Origin of the sequence: Streptomyces cyaneochromogenes (assembly GCF_003963535.1) — a bacterium.
In the GTDB taxonomy this organism is placed as follows: domain Bacteria; phylum Actinomycetota; class Actinomycetes; order Streptomycetales; family Streptomycetaceae; genus Streptomyces; species Streptomyces shaanxiensis.
The window spans coordinates 5,594,850-5,612,428 of record NZ_CP034539.1; the positions used below are offsets into that span (position 1 = coordinate 5,594,850).

18 protein-coding genes are annotated in these 17,579 nt (G+C 71.0%); 12 read left to right on the top strand and 6 right to left on the bottom strand.

Features of this window, described 5'->3' with window-relative positions; translation table 11 throughout:
* Window positions 1–20: 20 nt before the first annotated feature.
* From EJ357_RS25445 to EJ357_RS25455, 3 genes are all read left to right on the top strand, one after another.
* Window positions 21–1,946 (top strand): serine/threonine-protein kinase, encoded by a 1,926-nt coding sequence (locus EJ357_RS25445; RefSeq protein WP_126399999.1) that lies wholly within the window; start codon window positions 21–23, stop codon window positions 1,944–1,946.
* 56 nt (window positions 1,947–2,002) lie between these two features.
* Window positions 2,003–3,541 (top strand): PstS family phosphate ABC transporter substrate-binding protein, encoded by a 1,539-nt coding sequence (locus EJ357_RS25450; protein WP_126393915.1) that lies wholly within the window; start codon window positions 2,003–2,005, stop codon window positions 3,539–3,541.
* 114 nt (window positions 3,542–3,655) lie between these two features.
* Window positions 3,656–5,086, top strand: a complete 1,431-nt coding sequence (locus tag EJ357_RS25455; RefSeq protein ID WP_126393916.1) for a M28 family metallopeptidase — start codon at window positions 3,656–3,658, stop codon at window positions 5,084–5,086.
* Between the two features lie 168 nt (window positions 5,087–5,254).
* On the opposite strand, the gene EJ357_RS25460 is transcribed toward EJ357_RS25455, so the two are convergent.
* Window positions 5,255–6,007, bottom strand: coding sequence for an SLATT domain-containing protein (locus EJ357_RS25460; protein ID WP_126393917.1), 753 nt, complete (start codon window positions 6,005–6,007; stop codon window positions 5,255–5,257).
* Between the two features lie 341 nt (window positions 6,008–6,348).
* On the opposite strand from EJ357_RS25460, the gene EJ357_RS25465 reads away from it, so the two are divergent.
* The 5 genes from EJ357_RS25465 to EJ357_RS50275 all read left to right on the top strand — a co-directional run bounded on the left by EJ357_RS25465 (window position 6,349) and on the right by EJ357_RS50275 (window position 8,751).
* Window positions 6,349–6,693 (top strand): YbaB/EbfC family nucleoid-associated protein, encoded by a 345-nt coding sequence (locus EJ357_RS25465; protein WP_126393918.1) that lies wholly within the window; start codon window positions 6,349–6,351, stop codon window positions 6,691–6,693.
* A 92-nt stretch (window positions 6,694–6,785) separates the two neighbouring features.
* A complete protein-coding gene (recR, locus tag EJ357_RS25470; RefSeq protein ID WP_030053254.1) occupies window positions 6,786–7,385 on the top strand; it encodes a recombination mediator RecR in 600 nt (199 codons plus the stop codon).
* A complete protein-coding gene (locus EJ357_RS25475) occupies window positions 7,378–8,040 on the top strand; it encodes a DUF5063 domain-containing protein (protein WP_126393919.1) in 663 nt (220 codons plus the stop codon). The genes recR and EJ357_RS25475 overlap by 8 nt, the downstream gene beginning before the upstream one ends.
* A 163-nt stretch (window positions 8,041–8,203) precedes the next feature.
* Window positions 8,204–8,620, top strand: a complete 417-nt coding sequence (locus tag EJ357_RS25480; protein ID WP_126393920.1) for an SsgA family sporulation/cell division regulator — start codon at window positions 8,204–8,206, stop codon at window positions 8,618–8,620.
* Window positions 8,617–8,751, top strand: a complete 135-nt coding sequence (locus EJ357_RS50275; protein WP_267132808.1) for a hypothetical protein — start codon at window positions 8,617–8,619, stop codon at window positions 8,749–8,751. The genes EJ357_RS25480 and EJ357_RS50275 overlap by 4 nt, the downstream gene beginning before the upstream one ends.
* A gap of 224 nt (window positions 8,752–8,975) precedes the next feature.
* Here the strand turns inward: EJ357_RS50275 and EJ357_RS48450 are convergent, their stop codons facing one another.
* Window positions 8,976–9,584, bottom strand: coding sequence for a hypothetical protein (locus EJ357_RS48450; RefSeq protein ID WP_175647526.1), 609 nt, complete (start codon window positions 9,582–9,584; stop codon window positions 8,976–8,978).
* Between the two features lie 290 nt (window positions 9,585–9,874).
* Between EJ357_RS48450 and EJ357_RS25490 the strand changes: the two genes are divergently transcribed.
* Complete coding sequence (locus tag EJ357_RS25490; RefSeq protein WP_126393921.1) at window positions 9,875–10,066, top strand: hypothetical protein; 192 nt, start codon at window positions 9,875–9,877, stop codon at window positions 10,064–10,066.
* A gap of 162 nt (window positions 10,067–10,228) precedes the next feature.
* A complete protein-coding gene (locus EJ357_RS25495) occupies window positions 10,229–10,756 on the top strand; it encodes an SgcJ/EcaC family oxidoreductase (RefSeq protein WP_126393922.1) in 528 nt (175 codons plus the stop codon).
* Here EJ357_RS25495 and EJ357_RS25500 read toward each other — a convergent pair.
* The 4 genes from EJ357_RS25500 to EJ357_RS25515 all read right to left on the bottom strand — a co-directional run bounded on the left by EJ357_RS25500 (window position 10,722) and on the right by EJ357_RS25515 (window position 14,858).
* Window positions 10,722–12,110, bottom strand: a complete 1,389-nt coding sequence (locus EJ357_RS25500) for a sensor histidine kinase (RefSeq protein ID WP_126393923.1) — start codon at window positions 12,108–12,110, stop codon at window positions 10,722–10,724. The genes EJ357_RS25495 and EJ357_RS25500 overlap by 35 nt on opposite strands.
* On the bottom strand, window positions 12,107–12,814 hold the full coding sequence (locus EJ357_RS25505) for a response regulator transcription factor (protein ID WP_175647527.1): 708 nt from the start codon (window positions 12,812–12,814) through the stop codon (window positions 12,107–12,109). Before EJ357_RS25505 ends, EJ357_RS25500 begins: the two co-directional genes overlap by 4 nt.
* Before the next feature lie 102 nt (window positions 12,815–12,916).
* A complete protein-coding gene (locus EJ357_RS25510) occupies window positions 12,917–14,104 on the bottom strand; it encodes a cytochrome P450 (RefSeq protein WP_126393925.1) in 1,188 nt (395 codons plus the stop codon).
* Complete coding sequence (locus tag EJ357_RS25515) at window positions 14,094–14,858, bottom strand: cyclodityrosine synthase (protein WP_188142311.1); 765 nt, start codon at window positions 14,856–14,858, stop codon at window positions 14,094–14,096. The genes EJ357_RS25510 and EJ357_RS25515 overlap by 11 nt, the downstream gene beginning before the upstream one ends.
* Window positions 14,859–15,135: 277 nt before the next feature.
* Between EJ357_RS25515 and EJ357_RS25520 the strand changes: the two genes are divergently transcribed.
* A complete protein-coding gene (locus tag EJ357_RS25520) occupies window positions 15,136–16,413 on the top strand; it encodes an aspartate kinase (RefSeq protein ID WP_126393926.1) in 1,278 nt (425 codons plus the stop codon).
* Window positions 16,413–17,477 carry an aspartate-semialdehyde dehydrogenase gene (locus EJ357_RS25525; RefSeq protein ID WP_126393927.1) on the top strand — a complete coding sequence of 355 codons (1,065 nt, stop codon included), beginning with the start codon at window positions 16,413–16,415 and terminating at the stop codon, window positions 17,475–17,477. Before EJ357_RS25520 ends, EJ357_RS25525 begins: the two co-directional genes overlap by 1 nt.
* Window positions 17,478–17,579: the final 102 nt, after the last annotated feature.

Sequence of the window (17,579 nt, forward strand, 5' to 3'; positions counted from 1 at the left end):
GGGGTGGGGGCGTGGGTGCGATGGAGAAGCCGGGGGCCGGGGATCCGACGGGGATCCCTCCGGGTGTTGGGCACCGGGGGCGGATCGGGGCGTACCGGTTGCTGGCGCGGCTGGGCGCGGGAGGCATGGGGGAGGTCTATCTCGCCCGGTCGGATCGCGGCCGTACCGTCGCCGTGAAACTCGTACGGCGCGAGCTGGCCGCCCAGGAGGAGTTCCGGGCCCGCTTCCGGCAGGAGGTGCGGGCCGCGCAGCGGGTCGGCGGGTTCTGGACCGCGCCCGTGCTCGACGCGGACACCGAGGCCGAGGTGCCCTGGGTCGCCACCGGGTATGTCGCCGGGCCCAGCCTCCAGCAGGTCGTGGGACGCGACCACGGGGCGCTGCCCGAGCGTTCGGTACGGATCCTGGCGGCGGGCCTGGCGCACGCCCTCCAGGACATCCATGCCGCCGGGATCGTGCACCGGGACCTGAAACCCTCCAACGTCCTGGTCACCATCGACGGGCCCCGCGTCATCGACTTCGGGATCGCGCGGGCGCTGGAGACGGTCGACGAGAGCGGGCTCACGCGCACCGGCGCGCTCGTCGGGTCACCGGGGTTCATGGCGCCCGAGCAGGTGCGCGGGGATCGGATCACGCCCGCCTGCGACGTGTTCTGCCTGGGCTCGATCCTCGCGTACGCCTGCACCGGCAACCTCCCGTTCGGCTCCGTCGACAGCGGCGCCCACGCCGTGATGTTCCGGATCGCCCAGGAGGAGCCCGATCTGGACGGCGTGCCCGAGGGCATCGCCGAGCTGGTCCGGGACTGTCTGCGCAAGGACCCCGGGGCCAGGCCGACGCTGGAGCGGATCCTGGCGCGTACGGGGGCCGAGGACACCGTCTCGGACGGGCGGTCCCGGGATCCCTGGCTGCCGAGTGCGCTGGTGGCGCAGTTGGGGCGGCATGCGGTGCGGTTGCTGGACGCGGAGGATCCGGTGGGGCCGGGGCCAGGACAGGGGCAAGGTGGTGCGGGTGCGCCGGAGGCGGGCTCCGTGGAGCCGACCCCCGCCGCCTCCCCCGAGCACGCTCCCGCCGCCGGCGCGACACCGCCGGACCAACTCCCCACCATCGCCGCCACACAGAACGGCCGGACCTCCCCGCAACAACACCCGCAGCAGCCGGCGTACGGCTACCCGCCGGCCCCACCGGCCGGCCCGCCCGCGCCGTACGGCCCGAGTCCGTCGTACGGCCCGAACTCGCCGTACGGACCCGCTCCGTCGTTCGGCCCGAACCCTTCGTTCGGCCCGTCTCCGTCGTACGGCCCCACCCCGCCGTACGACCCACCCCGGCCGTACGACCCGACCCCGCCGTACCTCACCACCACCCCACCCGAACCACCGCACCGCAGCGGCCGTTCCACCCTGGCCCTCGTCCTCGTCGCGCTGGTCGTCGCGCTCGCGGCCGGTGGCTCGGTGTACGCCCTCATGAGCGGCGGCGGTGACGACAGGGCGGGCGGTGATCCGACCACCACCCCGACCGTCACGACGACCACCACCGGCGATCCCACCGGCCCCAGCCCGTTGCCCACTCCCACCCCGACCCCCTCGAAGCCGCCGGACGGCGTGATCCCGGCCGACTACCTGGGCACCTGGACGGCGTCGATCGACAACGCGGCCGGTGAGAACACCCGTCGGCTCACCATCCGGCAGGGCGAGGTGGGCGACACCGTCCTCTCCCTCGTCGCCGACGGCCCGGCGGGCACCGGTACCTACCACTGCGAGTTCGAGGCGCCACTGGCCGAAGCGCCGGGCGACGAGGGCCCGGTGGCGATCGGCCCCTCCACCGTGACGGCCGGCGAGCCGGCCACCGCGTGCTCGCCGGGCGAGGCCACCGAGATCACGCTGCTGCCCGACGGCAGGCTGGAGCGCGTGAACCCGAGCAGCGGGGAGAAGCTGACGTACACCCGGCGGTAACCCCAAATGCCCTTGCTTGTAAGGCCGTTGAGGTCAGGCGAGCCTAGTGTGACCCGGTGGAGTGGCTGAGCGCGGAGAACATCGTGGCCGTCGGCACCGCGGTGCTCGGCGTCGTCGCGTCCGGTGTCATGGTCTGGTACGAGCGGAGGGTGCCGCGCAAGAAGCGCATCGGCTACCGCGTCCAGATGGACAACCCCATAGGCGACGACGTGCGTTCGGGCCGGGCCAACGTCCGGCTCGGCCTGTTCGACGCGGACATGGACGACGCGACCCTCGTCCTGCTGCGCGTCGAGAACGACGGCTCGCAGAGCATCGACCGCGACGACTACACCGGCCCCGAACCCCATGGCCTCACCGCGGTGTTCACCGACCGCACCATCCGGGGCGTCTCGGTCACGCAGCCGACCGACATCGACCACCTGATGGACCACTTCACCGCGCAACGGGGCTTCGGCTACGAGGACAACCGGCTGCGCATCCCGCGGGTCCCGCTCAACCCCGGCGACCACTACAAGCTGCTGGTGATGCTCTCCGGCGGCGACGTCGGCCGTGACATCCGGGTGCGCGGCGGTATCCGGGGCGGCGAGGTGCACCCCAACCGCAGCGCGACACCGGACGACAAGGCACCGGTGTTCAGCCTCCCGGCGAGGATCTTCACCGGACTGCTCACGCTCTCCGTCCTCGCGCTCGCGGGCATCGTCGTCTTCCGCGACGGCAATCCGATCGAGTGCGAACAGGGCGAGCTGACGGTGATCGGCTCGACCGCCTTCGAGCCGGTGATCGAGGCGCTGGAGGAGAGTTACGAGCACAAGTGCGCGGGCGCCGAGATCGACGTCGAGACGCGCGGCAGCGAGGCCGGCGTCGCCGAACTCGCCGCTCTGGCCGACCGGTCGAAGCCGGGGGCTCGGTCGGTGATCGCGTTCTCCGACGGCCCGCTGGGCGACCGGCTGGGCCTGAAGGGGAAGAAGGTCGCGCTGTCCGTGTTCACGCTCGTCGTCAACGACGGGATCGACCTCGGGCCGGCCGGTCTGACCGTGCGGCAGGTGCGGGACATCTACCAGGGCAAGTACCGGCGGTGGGGGGAGGTGATCCCCGGGGCCGGCAAGGAGACCGCCGACCTGCCCATCGTCCTCGTCAGCCGGAGCGACAGCTCGGGGACGCGGCAGGTCTTCCAGGACCGGGTGCTCGGGCAGTGGGAGCAGGCGCAGAGCACGTCACTGGACTGCCGGCCGCCCAAGGGCGCGGTCACCGTCGTGACGCGGTGCGAACTCGCCGGCACCAGCGAGGTCCTGGACAAGGTCGCCGAGCAGCCCGGCGCCATCGGGTACAGCGAGCTGGGTGTCGCCGCCCGGCACGAGGGCGTGCGGACGGTGGCGCTCGACGGCGACCGCGCGAACGTGGACGAGATCGAGCGCGGCGACGGCGCCTACCCGTACCGCGACATCGAGTACGCCTACACCTACGGCACACCGCCCGACGACTCCCTCGCGGCCGGGTTCCTCGCCTACCTGGACAAGGAGAGCAGCCGGCAGGTGATCCGCACCCGGGGCCATCTGCCGTGCGGGACTCCGGTAGGGGTACGGCTGTGCAACTGAGGCGCTCTTGCTGTCTGTTGGTGCATCTGTTGTTGTGTCCACAACCATGACGAGCGAACGCATGGGCGGACGGCGGACGGACGCCGGTCGGCATCGGCAGCCTCGGGAGGACACATGCGTCCCAGCCCCACCAGGAGAACGGTTCTGACCACGACGGCGGCGACGAGCGCCGCGGCGTTGGGAGCGGCGGCTCCGGCAGCCGCGGCACCGCGACCGCCGGCCGAGGACCACTCGTCCAGCGACCCCCACCCACCCGCCACCACCCAGCGCCCCACCCGCGAACTGCGCGCCCTCCTCCGCGAGATCGACCCGGCCCGCATCGAGGCCACGACCCGCAAACTGGTCTCCTTCGGCACCCGGCACACCCTCTCCGCCCAGGACGACTCCGCGCGCGGCATCGGCGCGGCCCGCGACTGGCTGGCGGCGGAGCTGAGGTCGTACGCGGCGGCCTCCGGTGGCCGGATGACGGTGGAACTCCAGTCGTACGTCCAGGAACCCGCCCCACGCATCCCTGCCCCGACCCGCATCACGAACGTGATCGCGACACTGCGCGGCGCGGTGACGCCCGACCGCGTCTACGTCGTCTCCGGCCACTACGACTCCCGCGTCAGCGACGTCATGGACGCCACCTCCGACGCGCCGGGCGCGGACGACGACGCGTCGGGCGTGGCCGTCGTACTGGAGCTGGCCCGTGTGCTGGCCAGACGCCGCCCGGCGTCGACGATCGTGTTCGCGGCGGTGGCGGGGGAGGAGCAGGGCCTGTACGGGGCGACGTACATGGCCCAGCGGTTGAAGGCGGCCGGCGCGGACGTCCAGGCCATGTTCACGAACGACATAGTCGGCAGCTCGACTGCGGACGACGGCACCCGCGACCCGTACACGGTCCGCCTGTTCGCCGAAGGCGTCCCCTCCTCCGAAACGCCCGAACAGGCGGCGATCCGCCGCTCGGTGGGCGGCGAGAACGACTCTCCGACACGCCAGCTGGCGCGCTTCGTGAAAGACGTGGCGGAGAACGACGCGACGGCCGCGCACATCCGGATCATCTACCGCAGGGACCGCTACCGCCGGGGCGGCGACCACATCCCCTTCCTCGAACGCGGCTACCCGGCGGCCCGCTTCACCGAACCGGCCGAGGACTTCGCCCACCAGCACCAGGACGTCCGTATCGACGACACCGGCAAGCAGTACGGCGACCTGCCGGAGTTCTGCGACTTCGCCTACACGGCGAGGGTGGCGCGAGTGAACGCGGCGACCCTGTGGACCCTGTCCCAGGCCCCCGGCACCCCCACCGGCACCAAGATCCTCACCACCGACCTCACCAACGCCACCCACCTGACCTGGACGAGAGGCCCGGAACCCGACCTCACCGGCTACGAGATCGTCTGGCGCGAAACGACGTCCCCCCACTGGACCCACGTCCTCCCGGCGGGCGACGTGACGACCCACGAGATCGACCTGTCGAAGGACAACGTGTTCTTCGGGGTGAGAGCGGTGAACCGGGCGGGACTGCGGAGCCCGGTGGCTTTCCCGAGCCCGCAGTCCTGAAACGGGACTTCTCGTTTCCGACCCAGGCAAAGTCAGCCTGTTGGGGGTGCCCCCTCTGGGGGAGTTTGAGGACGAGGCCCGTTCAGGGCCGAAGCGGGGGTCTGGGGGCGGCAGCCCCCAGGGACGGGACGGGTAGGGGCGGCGGGGGCGAGACAAACCCACCTCACCTCATCGCGGCTCGGGCGGCCGCTGCCGGGGCATGTTGGGCCGCGCCCCGTTCCCCGGCGGCACCGAGAACCGCCCCACCCCCACCCCCGCATCCTGCCGCCCCCCACCGGCCACCGCCGACTGAATCCCCATGGGCGCGGACCCGGTCCGGAACTCCACCATCCAGTCCGCCGTCTCCGCCCGCACCAACTCGGTCACGTCTTCCGAGAACCGCCGCAACACCCCCAGGCACCGCTCCGCCGCCTCCCCGGCCGTCCCCTCCGCCGGCCCCAGAACCTCCCGCACGCTCTCCGTCGCCCAGTCGAACTGCAACACCTGCAGCCGCCGCTGCACCGCCTGCGCCGTGGCGACGTCCCTTATCCACCCGGACGTCACGCCGAAGAACCGGTCGACCGCCACACACGCCACCCCCAGCAGCAACGAGAGATACCCCCAGGGCGCCGTCCCGCTCGCCACCCCCGTCAGATCCAGCAGCGGAAGAGCCGCCCCCACGACCGCCCCCACCGCCGCCCCGCCCCGCAACGCCCGGGCCCCCCGCCGCTTCCACACCCGATCCGCGAGATACCACGCGGCCGTGTTCAGCGCCCCCCGCTCCACCCACCGGTACACCTCGTCCAGCCGCATCGCGGGCTCCCCCCAGTCCCCGTGCGGAAACGACCGCCCCGTCAGATCACCCGGCCGCAGTCCGGCCGCCCCTTCGCCGCCCCGCCCGTCCTTCGGCGACCTCTCGGGCTGCATCTCCGGCTGACCCACCCGGCACTCCCTACTGTCACGGAGCGTGACATCCCATGCGGACCACGTGGTGAAATCGACCCCCGCAGTGCACGGAACGTCACGCAACACCTGAGGCTGACGCGCCGGAACCCTTCCTACCGCCCAATGGGTGGCGAAGAGATGCCTTTCGCCACTTTTCCGCCCGGAAGTGGGCCTTGATCAGGTATAGGACGGCCATTCCTCCAGGTTCTCTCTCACTCGAAAGAGTGCTGGGGCGACGGCCGCCCGGACCACGTAGGCTCGTGCTGAACGGCAAGGCCGAGCGGGAATCCCGTACGGACAACCCGTGCAGGCACGCGTAGAGACGCAAGGAGCTGATCGTGATCCCCGGTGGTGGCCAGCCCAACATGCAGCAGCTGCTCCAGCAGGCCCAGAAGATGCAGCAGGACCTGGCGAGGGCGCAGGAGGAACTGGCTCAGACGGAGGTCGAGGGCCAGGCGGGCGGCGGCTTGGTGAAGGCCACCGTGACGGGCTCCGGGGAACTCCGCGGGCTGAAGATCGACCCGAAGGCGGTGGACCCGGAGGACACCGAGACCCTCGCCGACCTGGTCATCGCGGCCGTACAGGCGGCCAACGAGAACGCGCAGACGCTCCAGCAGCAGAAGCTCGGACCGCTCGCCCAGGGCCTGGGCGGCGGCAGCGGCATTCCGGGCCTGCCCTTCTGACGTTCCAGGCGTTCCCCGGCGTGCCTTTCTAAGAGGGGCCGCCGCCAACTACCGTACGTACCGTAAGGAACCCCAGGAAGGACGGCAGTCCGTTGTACGAAGGCGTGGTCCAGGACCTCATCGACGAGCTCGGGCGGCTGCCCGGCGTCGGTCCCAAGAGCGCGCAGCGGATCGCCTTCCACATCCTCCAGGCGGAACCGACGGACGTACGGCGCCTCGCCCAGGCCCTGATGGAGGTCAAGGCGAAGGTCCGCTTCTGCGCGACATGCGGCAACGTCGCGCAGGAAGAGCTGTGCAACATCTGCCGGGACACGCGTCGCGACCCGGCGGTGATCTGCGTGGTCGAGGAGCCCAAGGACGTCGTCGCGATCGAGCGGACCCGCGAGTTCCGCGGCCGCTACCACGTCCTCGGCGGCGCGATCAGCCCGATCGAGGGTGTCGGACCGGACGACCTGCGTATACGAGAACTTCTCGCGCGGTTGGCCGACGGGACGGTCACGGAACTCATCCTGGCCACCGATCCGAATCTCGAGGGCGAGGCCACGGCCACGTACCTCGCGCGCATGATCAAGCCCATGGGCCTGAAGGTCACCCGCCTGGCCAGCGGCCTCCCGGTGGGTGGCGACCTGGAATACGCGGACGAGGTCACCCTCGGCCGCGCCTTCGAGGGGAGACGACTCCTAGATGTCTGACGCCACGCTGCACGCGACCGAGCCGAACCCGGACGACTTCGCGGTCCAGATCTCGGACCAGATCGAGAGTTTCCTGGTCGCCGTCACCGAGGTCGCGAAGGGCGACGAGCCGGGCTCGACCGTGCCCTTCCTCCTCCTGGAGGTCTCCCAACTCCTCCTGGCCGGCGGCCGCCTGGGCGCCCACGAGGACATCGTCCCCGAGGAGCGCTACGAGCCCGACCTGGGTCCGGAGCCGGACGTCGACGAACTCCGCGAGAACCTCGCCCGTCTGCTCGACCCGGTCGACGTCTACTCCGAGGTGTTCGACCCCTACGAGCCGCGCAAGGCCCCGGTCCCGGCCCGTATCTCCGACGACCTGGCCGACGTCATCACCGATCTGCGCCACGGCATGGCCCACTACCGCGCGGGCCGCACCGCGGAGGCGCTGTGGTGGTGGCAGTTCTCCTACTTCTCCAACTGGGGATCGACCGCGTCCGCGACCCTGCGCGCACTGCACTCGGTCCTGGCCCATGTCCGCCTGAACCAGCCCCTGGAGGAGCTGGACGGCCTGGACACGGACCAGGGCGTGATGGGCGACGAGACGCTGGAATTCGAGGCCGGCCGGGTGATGGAGCAGGAGATCGGGGAGCAGTTGGGGCTGCGGCCGGCGAAGTGACCCCGGTGTCCCGTCAGGTCCATGTGGTCCATGTGGTCCGTGTGACGCGGGTTACAGAAAAAGGCTTCTGAAGTGGCGTAATGCTCGGGCCCCTCGGGGGGTCTCACTGGCACACCGGTCGGTCCACCCGCCCGGTGCCCCGCCCCCCGAACGGAGCCCGACCATGTACGTCACCCTGGAGCAGCCGACCGGCGCTCGCCTGATCACCGCCGCGGACCAGGACATCGCGATACCCGCGACCCTCCGCTACACCTCCGCCGACCCGCTGGCCGTGCACATCGTCTTCCCGCCCCACGTCACCCTCGACGGCGAAGGCGCGACGTGGACGTTCGCCCGCACGCTCCTGGGCGAAGGACTGAGCACCTCCGCCGGGCTCGGCAGCGTGCGCGTCCGGCCCTGCGGTGAGTCCCACACGTACGTGGAGTTCCACTCGCCGCCGGGCGCGGCAGTGCTCCGTTTCACCACTGCGGACCTGTACCGCTTCCTGGCCCGCACCTACACCGTGATCGCCCCCGGCGAGGAGACCGTCGGGGCGGAGCTGGACCACGGCCTCGTGGCGCTGTTCGGGGGGCGGGTGTGATCCGCGGCCCGCTGGGCGGGGGTCCGCTAGGGGCCCGTCGGCTGCACGACCTGGAGACCGTGCGCGCCTACGCCCGTGCGCTCGGCACCCGCGTCACGGTGCCCCGCGCCGACCGCGTGCGGCGTCCGTGACCGACGCCGCCACAGTGGCCTCCACCGCCCCCTTTCACGTCCGAACTCCTTCATGATGGAGGCATGGCGACTCGGTCAAAGGCGTTGGTGTGGACGGGAATCGGGCTCTGCGTCGCCGGGGCCGCGGGGTTGGTCACGGGCGGCGTGCTGGATGTCGACGCCGCGGATCCGTGGGCGAGCGTGGCCGGGGGAGCGGGGGGCCTGCTCGGCCTGGCGGTGACGCTCTACGCCCTCCTCGGACCGACGCCCACGCCCACACCGACGCCCACACCCGCAGCCACATCCACGGATGGCGTGACCGCGAGCGGTGCCCGCTCGGTGGCCGCGGGCGGCAGCATCGGGTCGGTCGCGACCGGGGACGGGGCATCCGCCGTACTGCCGCCCACCGCAGTACCGCCGTCCACGCCGCCCGCCTCGCCGTCCCGGCCGTCCCACGGGCCCGTCACCGCGTCGGGGGAACGTTCCGTCGCCGCGGGCGGCAGCATCGGGTCGGTGTCGACGGGGGACGGGGCATCCGCCGTGCCGCCGCCCACTGCCGCACCGCCGGCCACCGCCGTAGCTCCGTCCACGCCGCCCGCCTCGCCCTCGCGGCCCGCGAACGGCAACGTCACCGCCTCCGGGGAGCGTTCCGTCGCGGCCGGGGGTGACATCGGGTCGGTGTCGACGGGGGACGCGTGAGCGGGGTCGGCGAGGGACGCGTGGACGGCGTCGGCGAGGGGCGTGCGGGCGGGGCCGTTGAGGCGTCCGGGGAGCGTGCGATCGCCGCCGCCGGGTCCATCCGGCAGGCGCTCACCGGGGACGGCGCGGTCGCCTACCACGTGGAGAAGTCCCATCGTCCTGCTGCTCCGTGAGGCGGGGGAGCCGCGGCGGGCCCGGGAGCCGGCCCTGCCTCTTCTCGCCGAGCTGGACGAGGCTTTCGACGCCGAGGCCGCCGGCCGGCTGCGCGGGTACCTCGCCCCGCTCTTCACCCCGGACGCCGGGGGTTGAGCGCCGGCTCCCTGGTGTAGCCCGCTACACCCTCCCTTCGGGAGACCGCTCCCTCGTCGCTGACCTCGGGACACGGAATCGTCGATCGCACCAGGTCAACGGCCGCCGCAGCGGCCCCGTCCCGAAGGAAACCCCGATGAAGGCGCTGCTGTCCTCCCGCCCCGTCCTGTGGTTCCTGTTCCTCTTCAACGCCGTCGTCGCCGCGGCCGCCCCTTTCGTCGTCGACGGCACGCAGGGCGTCATGACCGCCGCCGGCATGGGCGTCGTATCGCTCGGGGCCGGGGTCGAACTGGTGCGTGGCCGCGGGAAGAGGGCCGCCGCCGTGTAGTCGGGCGAGTGCACAGCGGGAATTGGCGGCGTGTTGTCCCGGGCCTGTACGTCCGCTGCACGGGCGCTAACCGGCGGAAAGCGAGTCTGGAGTCACTCCCGAAGAGAACACCGCGGACAGAGCGGAGGGAGTCACACCACCTCGACTCGCTTGGAGAATGAGATGACCCGTCGTTCCATACGCAAGCGCGCCGCCCTCGCCACCGTCGCGGCCGTCGCCGCGGTCGGCACCTTCGCCGCCGGTGTCGCAGTCGCCGGAGCGGACACCGGTGCGAAGCCCGCCGCGAAGCACGCCAAGGCGGTCACCAAGGCGCAGGTGCTCGGCCTGTTCGACCAGTGGAACGCGGCTCTGCAGACCGGCGACCCGAAGAAGGTGGCCGACCTGTACGCGAAGGACGCGGTCCTGCTGCCGACCGTCTCCAACAACGTCCGCTCGGACCGGGCCGAGATCGTCGACTACTTCGAGCACTTCCTGCAGAACAAGCCGGTCGGCACGAAGACCGAGTCGCACGTCAACATCCTCGACTCCAACAGCGTGATCGACGCCGGCACCTACGAGTTCGCGCTCACCGACCCCGAGACGGGTGAGAAGAGCACCGTCAAGGCCCGCTACACGTACGCGTACGAGAAGCAGTCCGACGGAAAGTGGCTCATCGTCAACCACCACTCCTCGAAGATGCCCGAAGGCTGATCCGCACCTTCAGCCCGCCCCCGGGAGCGTCCTGCAGCGTCACGCTCCCGCCGTCGTCGGTCACCAGCTGCTTGACGACGGCGAGGCCGAGGCCCGAACCGGACTTCCCGGTCAGGCCCTTGCCGCGCCAGAAGCGGTCGAAGGCCCGGGACTTCTCGGTGTCGGACATGCCGGGGCCCTGGTCGAGAACCGAGAGCACCACCTCGTCGCCCCTCGGCTCCACCTCGACGGTGATCGTGCCGCCGTCCGGTGACACCTCCAGGGCGTTCGAGAGCACGTTGTCCAGCACCTGGTCCAGATGACCCGGGCTGGCCAGCACAAGCAGCCGGCCGTCGGCACTCCCCCCGAGCGCGACGGTGACTCCGCGCTCGTCGGCGGCCGGCCTCCACACGTCCAGCCTCTCGCGCACGATGTCCCGGAGGGAGAGGGGTTCCGCCGCGGTGACCTTCGCCTCCGCCCGCGCCAGCACCAGCAGGCCGCTCACCAGCCGGCTCATCCGGACGACCTCGGCGGTGGCCTGCTCCACGTCCTCCTTGACGAAGTCGTCGTCCACGCCGTCCGCGATGTTGTCCAGCGACAGCCGCAACGCGGTGAGGGGAGTGCGGAGTTGATGGGAGGCGTCGGCCACGAAGATGCGCTGGGCCGCGACCAGTGTGTCCAGGCGTTCCGCGCCCTGGTTGAGGGTGCGCGCCAGCGTCTGGGTCTCCGGAGGGCCCGTCACCGGGGAGCGGGCGGTCAGATCACCGTCGCTGAACTTGCTCGCCATGTCGTTGAGCTGGCGCAACGGCCGGGTGATACGCCGGGCCGCCGCGGCGCCGATCACGACGGCCACGGCGAGAACGGCCACCGCGAGAGCGGCGCGGAAGCCCCAGATCGTCCACAGCCGTGTGGTCAGTCCGGAGGTCGAGTACTCGATGCGTACGGCGCCGACGACCGGTCCCCTGTTGGTGCCGTCGAGGTCGACCTTGCTCTGCTTGGCGGGGACCGTGATCACCAGCTTCGGTCCCCAGATGAAGGGGGAGCCCCAGTCGGTCGTGGTGCCCCCGTCCCGCAGGGCCTTTGTCAGGGCCGCGTCCTGTTCGGGTTCCGACAGTTCGGTGGTGGCGCAGCGCTCGGTCACCTGGACCTCGCCGGGTGTCTCGCCGGCGTACGCCTTGGCCATCTCGTCCAGCGCCGCGCACGAAGGGACGTTCCCGTTGCCGAGCAGCAGAGCCATCGTGTCGGCCTCGCGCTCGACGGAGTCCGCGGTGTCGTCCCGCAACTGGTCCGTGAGCGTGAAGGCGACCGGCACGGTGAACAGGGCGATCGCGACGGCGACGAGCCCGACGTAACTGCGGATGAGCTGACGGATCATGACGTGCCGCTACCGCCGTCGCCCTTGTCGCCGCCCGCGATCTCCAGCCGGAACCCGACCCCCCGCACCGCCTCGATCGTGATCGCCCCGGCCAGCTTGCGCCGCAGCGCCGCCACATGCACGTCCAGCGTCTTCGTCGGCCCGAACCAGTTCGCGTCCCAGACCGCTTCCATGATCTGCTCGCGCGACATCAGCGCCCCCGGCTCCTCGGTGAGGAAGGCCAGCAGGTCGTACTCCTTGGGCGCGAGGGACACCTCGTCGCCGTCCAGGCGGACGCGTGCCGCCTTGCGGTCGATGGTCAGGCGGGCGCCGTAGCGGTCCGGGCCGGCCTCGGCGGCGGCGGACGTACGGGGCTGGATGCGGCGCATCACCGCACGTATCCGCGCGATGACCTCCCGCACCCCGAACGGCTTGGACACGTAGTCGTCGGCACCGAGCTCCAGCCCGACCACCCGGTCCGTCTCGTCGCTGCGGGCGCTGATGACGATGATCGGCACGTCGCCGCGCTCACGCAGCGCCTTGCACACGTCGAGACCGTCGGTGTCGGGCAGGCCGAGATCGAGGAGTACGACGTCGTAGGGATCGGCGTGGCTCAGCGCCGCGGTGCCCGTGCTGACCCAGGCCACCTCGAATCCGTAGCGCAGCAGTCCGCGCCGGAGCGACTCGGCGACCGGTTCGTCGTCTTCCACCAGAAGTACGCGCACAGGCGGAACCATAGTGGTTGAAGTTTAAAGACGACTGGTCGCCGAGCCGCCGGGCGATCAAGGGGCTGTCAAGCGGCGATCAAGAGGCGGACAAAGCGGCTGTCACCACATCGCGGGGAGCCGCTCGGGGATCCGCTTCATGAACCCGGTCCGCCACACCAGCTGCTCGATCGGCACCGCGAGCCGCAGCCGCGGCATCCGCTCCAGCAGCACCTCCAGCGCGATCTCGGCGTGCTTGCGGCCGAGCGCGGTGGCGGGGCAGTAGTGGCGGCCGCCGCCGAAGGAGAGGTGGGCGGTGGCGTTCTCGCGGCCGAGGTCGACGGTGTGCGGGTCGGCGAAGGCGTCCGGGTCGAAGTTCGCGCCCTCGACGAGGACCAGGACGAGCTCGCCCGCCTTCACCTCCACGTCTCCCAGCGTCACGTCCTGCGTCGCCAGCCGCGGCAGACCGTCGCCGATGGAGAGGTTGATGCGCAGGAGCTCGTCCACGGCGGCCGGGATCTTCCCCGGGGCCGCGACCAGTTCGGCCTGCAGGTCCGGGTGCTGGATCAGGGACACCAGCGCCATGGCCAGGAAGCCCGAGGTGGAGATGACACCCGCGCCGAACATCGTCACCCCGACGGTCGCGAGCATCTCGTCGGTGAGATGGGCGTAGTCGGGGTCGGCGCGCAGGGCGGCGAGTTCGGCCATCAGACCGGTCGTCGCCGGATCGTCGAGCCGCTCGGCCATGTACGCGATGTCCCGGTCCCAGTTCAGCCGGGCGCCCGCGACCGGGCAGGCCGAGTTCATGAACGCGATGTCCAGACTCCGCATCAGCCGGGGCGCGTCCGCCTGCGGGATGCCGAGGATGCGGCAGTGCATGCCCGCCGAGTACGGGTCGGCGAAGCCGGCGCGCAGGTCGGCCGGGGCGCCCTCGCCGATCAGCCCGTCGACGAGCTCGGCGGCGCAGGACCGCATCCACTCCACCAGGCCGGGGCTCTTCGGGTTCAGTGCCTTCAGTACGGCCTTGCGCAGCCCGGCGCCGGTGATGTTCCCCATGTTGTTGACGACCTCGGGCGGGATCGTCAGCGCGTACTGGCGGGGGACGCCGGGGGCGGAGGTGTCCTTGAGGCTGAAGCGCGGGTCCTCCAGGACCTGCTTGCACAGGTCGTACGACGACACGAGCCAGGCCTCGTCGCCGGCGATGGTACGGACCCGGCGCACGGGGGTCTTGGTGCGCAACTCCTCGACCTCGTCCGGGAGTTGGTCGCCGCGCCAGGAGAACGGGAAGTCGATGAGGTCTTCAGTGAGCATCGGTGGTCCCCTCGGCCGGTGTGACGATGGCGTGTCCCTGGTTGCGGGAGGCGCGCAGGCCCGCGCCCCGGGCGTAGAGGAGCTCGGCCATCGGCAGGAGCTGGTGGTAGCAGTTGAGGGAGGAGGGGACGCCGAGGATGGCGGGGGTGTCCAGGAAGAGGGGTGCCTCGGCGCAGACGTAGTCCAGGCAGACGTCGCGCTGCGCATCGGTCACCTGCCCCTCCTTGCCGGCGAGGAAGGAGTCGACGAGTTTCTCGCAGGTCGTGCGGAACTCGTCGTCGGTGGCGAGCCGCGCCTTCAGGCGGTCGTGGATCTCGCGGTACGCGGTGTTGCCGCGGAAATCGGACATGGCGTGGGCGTGCAGGCGGGCGCCGCCGGGGTCGAGGGCCTGGACGGCGCCGAGGACCTTGGCCCGTACACCGCGCAGGTTCTTCACCGCCTTGCGGCGCGCGTCGTCGGGCGGATAGCCGGACGCCGCGTACATCTCGGCCACGTACAGGTCCGTGTAGACGAAGTCCACCCGCTCGAACAGGGCGAGGCCCCAGCGGGCGAGGTCGTGCACCCGCCGGGCGGAGAAGTAGCTGTTGCCGGGGGAGACGCCGATGACGGCGTGGTCGCCCGCGGCGCGGATGACTTCGCAGTGCGGGGTGAAGGGCTGGATCTCGAAGAGGTCGGCCGTCTGGCCGGTTCGGATGTCGGCCGCGGTGTCGGCCCGGGTGACGTGCTGGATCTCTGAAGCGGTCGCAGTCGTCAAAGGAGGAGAGTCCTTCGCGTCGCGAGTCCCGATGGGGCCTTGTGCCCCTGGTGTAGCGACGACGACGCGAAGTTAGCGGGCGACTACGGAGAGCGTCAATGGCCTTCTGGCGGCCCGCGGCCGGCCGTAGTGACCTGCCCCACTTTCCGGAGTGCTCCGCTCCCCGCCGGGCAGACACCACCCCGGAGCGTCGGATCTCACCATCTGGGAACCCCAAGGTCGAATTCGGACGCTCGGTAAACTGAGCCGACACACACGGACTGAGCGAGGAGCGCACGTGGGCCTTGTCGTGCAGAAGTACGGAGGCTCCTCCGTAGCCGATGCCGAGGGCATCAAGCGCGTCGCCAAGCGAATCGTCGAAGCGAAGAAGAACGGCCACCAGGTGGTCGTCGTCGTTTCCGCGATGGGCGACACGACGGACGAGCTGATCGATCTGGCCGAGCAGGTATCTCCGATGCCGGCTGGGCGTGAGTTCGACATGCTGCTGACCGCCGGGGAGCGTATCTCCATGGCGCTGCTGGCCATGGCGATCAAAAACCTGGGCCACGAGGCCCAGTCCTTCACCGGCAGCCAGGCAGGCGTCATCACCGACTCGGTCCACAACAAAGCCCGGATCATCGATGTCACGCCGGGCCGGATCCGGGACTCGGTGGACGCGGGCAACATCGCCATCGTCGCCGGGTTCCAGGGCGTCAGCGCGGACAAGAAGGACATCACCACGCTGGGCCGCGGCGGGTCCGACACGACCGCCGTCGCGCTCGCGGCCGCGCTGGACGCCGAGGTGTGCGAGATCTACACCGACGTCGACGGCGTGTTCACCGCCGACCCGCGCGTGGTGAAGAAGGCGAAGAAGATCGACTGGATCTCCTTCGAGGACATGCTGGAGCTGGCCGCGTCCGGCTCGAAGGTGCTGCTCCACCGCTGTGTGGAGTACGCCCGCCGCTACAACATCCCGATCCACGTACGGTCGTCCTTCAGCGGACTTCAGGGCACGTGGGTCAGCAGTGAGCCGATCGAGCAAGGGGACAAGCCGGTGGAGCAGGCCATCATCTCCGGTGTCGCGCACGACACCTCCGAGGCCAAGATCACGGTCGTCGGTGTGCCGGACAAGCCGGGCGAGGCCGCCGCGATCTTCCGTACGATCTCCGACGCCGAGATCAACATCGACATGATCGTGCAGAACGTGTCCGCCGCCTCCACCGGGCTGACGGACATCTCCTTCACGCTCCCCAAGGCCGAGGGCCGCAAGGCCATCGACGCCCTGGAGAAGAACAAGCACGGCATCGGCTTCGACTCGCTGCGCTACGACGACCAGATCGGCAAGATCTCGCTGGTCGGCGCGGGGATGAAGACCAACCCGGGCGTGACGGCCGACTTCTTCACCGCGCTGTCCGACGCCGGCGTGAACATCGAGCTGATCTCCACCTCCGAGATCCGTATCTCGGTCGTCACCCGCGCCGACGACGTCAACGAGGCCGTCCGCGCCGTGCACACGGCCTTCGGGCTCGACTCCGACAGCGACGAGGCCGTCGTGTACGGAGGCACGGGACGCTGATGGCGGGGACGGGCTCCCGCCGGCCGACGCTAGCGGTCGTGGGGGCGACCGGAGCCGTCGGCTCGGTCATGCTCCAGATCCTGTCCCAGCGCGCGGACGTCTGGGGTGAGATCCGTCTGATCGCCTCGCCGCGCTCGGCCGGCCGCAAACTGGCCGTGCGCGGTGAGGAGGTCGAGGTGGTGGCGCTCACCGAGGAGGCCTTCGCCGGGGTCGACATCGCGATGTTCGACGTCCCCGACGAGGTGTCCGCCCGCTGGGCGCCGATCGCCGCCGCCAAGGGCGCGGTGGTGGTGGACAACTCGGGCGCCTTCCGGATGAACCCGGAGGTGCCCCTCGTCGTCCCCGAGGTCAATCCGCACGCCGTACGCATGCGGCCGCGCGGAATCGTCGCCAACCCCAACTGCACGACCCTCTCCATGATCGTGGCGCTGGGCGCGCTGCACGCCGAGTTCGGGCTGCGCGGGCTGGTGGTGTCGTCCTACCAGGCGGTGAGCGGGGCCGGGCGGGCCGGTGTGGAGACGCTGCGGCAGCAGTTGTCCCTGGTCGCCGGTACGGAACTGGGGACCACCCCGGGTGACGTGCGGCGGGCCGTCGGCGACAACACCGGGCCGTTCCCGGAGCCGGTCGCGCTGAACGTCGTGCCGTGGGCGGGATCGCTGCGCGAGGACGGCTGGTCGTCGGAGGAGATGAAGGTGCGGGACGAGTCCCGCAAGATCCTCGGGCTGCCGAAGCTGCCGGTCGCGGTGACCTGTGTGCGGGTGCCGGTGCTGACCGGGCACTCGCTGACCCTGCACGCCCGCTTCGAGGGCGAGGTAACCGTCGCCAAGGCGCGCGAGATCCTGGCCACCGCACCGGGGGTCGTGCTGTTCGACGACCCGGGGGCAGGGGAGTTCCCGACGCCCGCCGACGTGGTGGGCACGGATCCGACCTGGGTCGGCCGGGTGCGGCGCGCGCTCGACGATCCGACGGCGCTCGAACTCTTCGTCTGCGGGGACAACCTGCGCAAGGGCGCGGCGCTCAACACCGCCCAGATCGCGGAGCTCGTGGCGGCGGAGTTTGTGTGAGGTGCCGGTGGTGCCGGAAATATCCCGGGCCTCGGATGAATCGTTTGTAGGATCTATGTGAAGAGTGTGAGCTGATCGATGGTCCGGACCACTTGATCCGGG